Below are 5000 nucleotides of genomic sequence, written 5' to 3'. Positions count from 1 at the left end.
GACGGAGTTGGCGCCGCACGATTTCTGGCAGGAGATTCACCCACCCGGCACCTTTGCCGGCAATGGGGAATTTACCTCCTTCTATGTCGCCGTACTCGAAGACGGCCGTCAGCTTCGCCTGCCGATCCGTGTGCTGGCCGATGGCGATCACGCCCTCGCCTCGCTGGTCGTCAACCAGGCAAGTTTCGCCGTGCTTGATGTGCTCGCCGAACGCCTTGCCGAAAAGATCAGGTCCATGCGGATCGATGTCGTCGCCGGCCTGCCGACCCTCGGCCTGACGCTGGCCGCCGCCGTGGCGCAGAAGCTCGGGCATGACCGCTACGTTCCGCTCGGCACCTCGCGCAAATTCTGGTATCGCGACGAGCTCTCCGTTGCCCTGTCTTCGATCACCACGCCGACACAGCAGAAGCGCCTCTATATCGATCCGCGCATGCTGCCGCTGCTTCAGGGACAGCGCGTCGCACTCATCGATGACGTCATTTCCAGCGGCGCCTCGATCGTCGCCGGTCTTCATCTGCTGTCAGGCTGCGGTATCGAACCCGTCGTTATCGGTGCCGCCATGCTGCAATCGGAGCGCTGGCGCGACAGCCTCGCAGCCGCCGGTCCGCAATGGATCGCGCGCACCGTCGGCGTCTTCGCAACCCCCATTCTGGAGCGGAACGCCAGAGGCCACTGGCAGGCACCACCAGCCTGACGCGAGATAGTAAGATTGTTCAATCTTTGCCTGAAAGCGCCTCTGTACAGCGCATGAGGAACGATTACAGTCCCGCCTGATCGATGAAACAACGGACCCGCCCATGTCGTTCGAGCAAGCATCCCTGCTGATCCTTCTGCTGGCGATGCTCATTTTCTTCTCGCTCGATCGCATCCGCATCGAGGTGGTCTCGATCGCCGGCCTGCTTGGCGGCTATGCGCTCGGCCTTTATCCCGCCGACCAGATCTTCACGGGCTTCGCCAGTCCCGTCGTCATCACCGTCGTCGAGATCCTGCTGATCGTCCAGGTGCTGGCGCGCGCCACGCTCTTCGACAGTCTCGCCGCCCATTTCGCGGCCGCAAGGCCTTCGAGGTTCAAGGTCATCGCCGGCACGTCCTCGCTCGCCGGCTTCATGTCCATCTTCATGAACAATATCGGCGCCTTTGCGATCACCTTGCCGGTAGCGCTACGCCTGGGCACAGTCCTGACGATCCCCCGCCGCCAGCTCGTCATGCCGGTCTCGTTCGCGGCCCTGCTTGGCGGCCTCGTTTCGCTGATCGGCACGCCGGCCAACCTGCTCGTCAGCGATGCGCTTGCCAAAACGACCGGAACCGGCTTTCGCTTCTTCGATTTCGCTTATGTCGGCCTGCCGGTCGCCATCGCCGGCATTTTGCTTATCGCCTTTCGCGTGCAGCGCCTGTTTCCGGAACCCGACGAAACACCGGTAACGATCCCCCCGGCGACGCGCCGCATCGTCGTCGAGCGTCGCATCCCTGACGTCTCACCGCTGATCGGCGCAAGGCTTTCCGATTGCCCGGCACGGTTCGCCATCAAGCCGTACGCGCTGATCCGCGACGACAACTTTGCATTCGGCCCACTCGACCAGTTGGTGATCGAACCCGGCGACGTACTGCTTGCCGAGGGCGCCGATGCGACCTTTGCCGATCTTGCCGCCACACAGGCGCTGACGGCCGACGCCCACGCGCTTGGTCTGCAGCCGGATTTCACCCGTATCGAAGCCGTCGTCATGCCGGAAAGCACGCTAGTCGGTTCGCGCGTCCGCTCGCTCGAAATCTTCCACCGTCGTGGCATCGCGGTCACCGCCCTTTCCATGCGCGCGCCACGCATCGAGGGCCGCTTCCTCGACCTGCAATTGTCAATCGGCGATATATTGACGCTCGAGGGGCCGCGCGCGGCGATTGCCGAAGCGCTGGAGGAAAGCGAGTGCCTGCCGCTCGCCCCGACAGCACCGGCCGAACCGGCTCTGCTCTCCTGGCGGCCCTTCGCGCTCTTTGCCTGCGGCGTCGCCGCCTCCGCGGCCGGCCTGCGTCCCGACGTCGCTTTTGCCGGTGTCGTGCTCGCGCTCGCCCTGCTCAATCACCTCAACATCCGCCAGGCGATGGCCGATCTCAATTGGCCGATCATCATCATGCTCGCGGCGATGATCCCGATCGGCCAGGCGGTGGCGAGCACCGGAGCGGCCGAGACCATCGCCGGCTGGCTGAGCCTCGTCGTGCCGATTACCCATCCGCTCATCGGCATCGCCCTCATCCTCTTCCTCGCCATGGCATTGACGCCTTTCGTCAACAACGCGACGGTCGCAATCGTCCTGACCCCGATCGCACTGGAATTCGCAAGAGCCGGCCGGCATGCGCCTGACGCCTATCTGATCGCGGTCGCCGCCGGCGCCTCCCTGGATTTCCTGACGCCCTTCGGCCATCACAACAACACACTGGCAATGGGCATCGGCGGCTACCGCTTCGGCGATTTCCTGCGCGCCGGCTGGCCGCTTGCCGTCACAAGTTACGGCCTCGCCCTGCTTCTTACCGTTCTGTTCTGGCTGTGATGCGATACCCGATCGACTTGACTTCCCCAGCAATGAAACTAGAGCAGGAAGTCTTCACCCAATAATTAAGGACAGTCGAGCGCCGTGCGAATTCTCTCCGAAGCCCATTTCCCGGAATTGCCGAACTACTATCGCGGCAAGGTGCGCGAGAATTACGATCTTCCGGACGGACGCCGCATTATTATCAGCACCGACCGGCTGAGCGCTTTCGACCGCATCCTCACCTGCATCCCCTATAAGGGCCAGGTGCTGACACAGACGGCGCGCTACTGGTTCGAGGCGACGAAGGACATCTGCCCGAACCACGTTCTCGACTACCCCGATGCGAATGTCGTCATTGGCAAGCGGCTCGACATCCTGCCGGTCGAGATCGTCGTGCGCGGTTATCTCGCCGGCACCACCGGCACCTCGATCCTGACGCTTTATAAAAAAGGCGAGCGCGAGATGTACGGCATGCGTCTGCCCGACGGCATGCGCGACAACCAGATCCTGCCGGAACCCGTCATCACGCCGACCAGCAAGGAATTCGACGGCGGCCACGATGAACCGCTGACGCCGGCCGAAATCGTCACGCGTGGCCTTCTCACGAAAGAGCAATGGCAGACGTTGTCGACATATGCGCTCGCCCTCTTTGCCCGCGGCCAGGAGATGGCGGCGAAAAACGGGCTGATCCTGGTCGACACCAAATACGAGTTCGGCACCGACGGTGACGGCAACATTATCCTCGCCGACGAGATCCATACGCCGGACAGCAGTCGCTACTGGCTTGCCGAAAGCTATCCGGCAAGCTTTGCCGCTGGAAAACGCCCGGAAAGTTTCGACAAGGATTTCGTCCGCGCCTGGGTGGCGAAGCGTTGCGATCCCTATAAGGACGAGATCCCGGAAATCCCCGCCGAACTGATCGAGCAGACCTCGGCCATCTACATCAAAGCCTACGAGGCGATCACCGGTGAGCATTTTGCTCCCGACAACAACGGCGAGACGCCGCTTGCCCGTATCCGAACCAACCTCGCCCGCTATTTCTCTTAAAATCGCGGCACACGAAAGCCGCCGGGCCGTTCACCGGCTTGCGGCGTTTCGCCCAATCGCGCTAGGGCGCCGCGCGTCCAACAGGACACGCTAAGGACGCTCTATCACATTGAATTGGCGCATAATCCTTTCCGAAAATCGATTCCGATTTTCGGGCTTATGCGCTAGCATCGGAAAAAAGGGGTATCGGGCTCAGCCCGGCGGGGAACAAATGGCAAGAAGGCCAAGACGCAAGGCCGAGGAAACGCGGGAAGACATTCTCTCCATGGCGGAGATGCTGTTTCGCGAGCGCGGCTTCGTTGCGGTGTCGATCGCCGATATCGCCGGCGCGCTCCACATGTCGCCCGCCAACGTCTTCAAGCATTTCCGTTCCAAGGTCGCGCTCGTCGATGCAATCGCCGGACGCCATCTCGACGATGCCGCCGAGCGCTTCGCCGCCTTCGATGAGAAGTTACCGCCAAAGGAACAACTGCTCCGCTTCATCCTGCGCCTGCTGGAAAGCCACCTGCAGGACATCCAGAAGAACCCTTACATCTTCGAAATGGTACTTTCGACGATCGAAGCCAAACTCGAGGCCGGCAATCGCTATCGCGCCCGCATCGAAGTGAAGCTCGGCGAGATCATCCGCGAAGGCATGGCGGAGGGACGTTATCATTGCCGCGATCCAAAGAGCGCGGCACATACTGTCGCAGATGTCCTGGCCTGCGTGCTGCACCCTGTCCTGATCGCCCGCGATGACAAGGAGACACTCGTGCACCGCGCCGAAAAAATCGTGTGTTTCGTCGATGCCGCACTGCAAAATAGCGCTTGCTAAGTGATGATTGCTGAATTACGTCACTTCGTAAAGCTTTTCTTAGATTCGGATAACGGCATTTGAAGCCAACCCAATCCTGACGCTTATATAAGCCTGTGCTCGGCCCAGCCGAGCCCGTGGGCCGAGCTCGTGGATTGAACGGCGATTGCCACCGCACAGGAATTCAGCATGATACGCCGTGCCCTCCTCATCTCCTCGGCCCTGGCATTCGCAGCCCTTCTCGCCGCCTGCAGCGACAGTGGCTCCAAGCCCGCCGGCAATGCGGGTGCAGGCGCGGCGCAGCAGGCTGCCCCGGTCGGCGTCATCACGCTGACGAAGGGTACCTTCCCGATCACCACGATCCTGCCGGGCCGCGCCGAGACATTTCAGACAGCAGATATCCGGCCTCAGGTCAGCGGCCTGATCCGCGAGGTCGCCTTTAAGGACGGCGGTGAGATCAAGAAGGGCGACCTTCTCTATCAGATCGAGGATGCACCCTATATTGCTGCCGTCGAGCAGGCCAAGGCGGCGATCTCCAAGGCGCAGGCCAGCGTGCCGAGCGCCGAAAGCAATCTCGACCGCTACCAGCGCCTCGTCGGCAGCGGCGCCACCCAGATCGAATTCGAAACGGCCAAGAC

General features: G+C 62.0%; 5 protein-coding genes. All 5 read left to right on the top strand.

All coding sequences use genetic code 11. The features are described 5' to 3' along the window. Positions 1 to 7 precede the first annotated feature (7 nt). Positions 8 to 694: a phosphoribosyltransferase gene (locus AC1ECN_RS21150; protein ID WP_130673556.1), complete on the top strand. Its 687-nt coding sequence runs from the start codon at positions 8 to 10 to the stop codon at positions 692 to 694. 103 nt (positions 695 to 797) lie between these two features. Beyond that, on the top strand, positions 798 to 2540 hold the full coding sequence (locus tag AC1ECN_RS21145; protein ID WP_130673055.1) for an SLC13 family permease: 1743 nt from the start codon (positions 798 to 800) through the stop codon (positions 2538 to 2540). 84 nt (positions 2541 to 2624) lie between these two features. Beyond that, positions 2625 to 3569, top strand: a complete 945-nt coding sequence (locus tag AC1ECN_RS21140; protein WP_130673056.1) for a phosphoribosylaminoimidazolesuccinocarboxamide synthase — start codon at positions 2625 to 2627, stop codon at positions 3567 to 3569. Between the two features lie 211 nt (positions 3570 to 3780). Next, entirely contained in the window at positions 3781 to 4383 is a 603-nt protein-coding gene (locus AC1ECN_RS21135) for a TetR family transcriptional regulator (protein WP_130673057.1), read from the top strand. Positions 4384 to 4551: 168 nt separating this feature from the next. Then, on the top strand, positions 4552 to 5000 hold a 449-nt coding region (locus tag AC1ECN_RS21130), incomplete at its 3' end, for an efflux RND transporter periplasmic adaptor subunit (RefSeq protein ID WP_477954011.1).

Source organism: Rhizobium sp. 01N447_2 (genome assembly GCF_056399245.1).
Note: the sequence above shows the minus strand (reverse complement) of the source record. Positions and strands in the feature narration are given on the sequence as shown.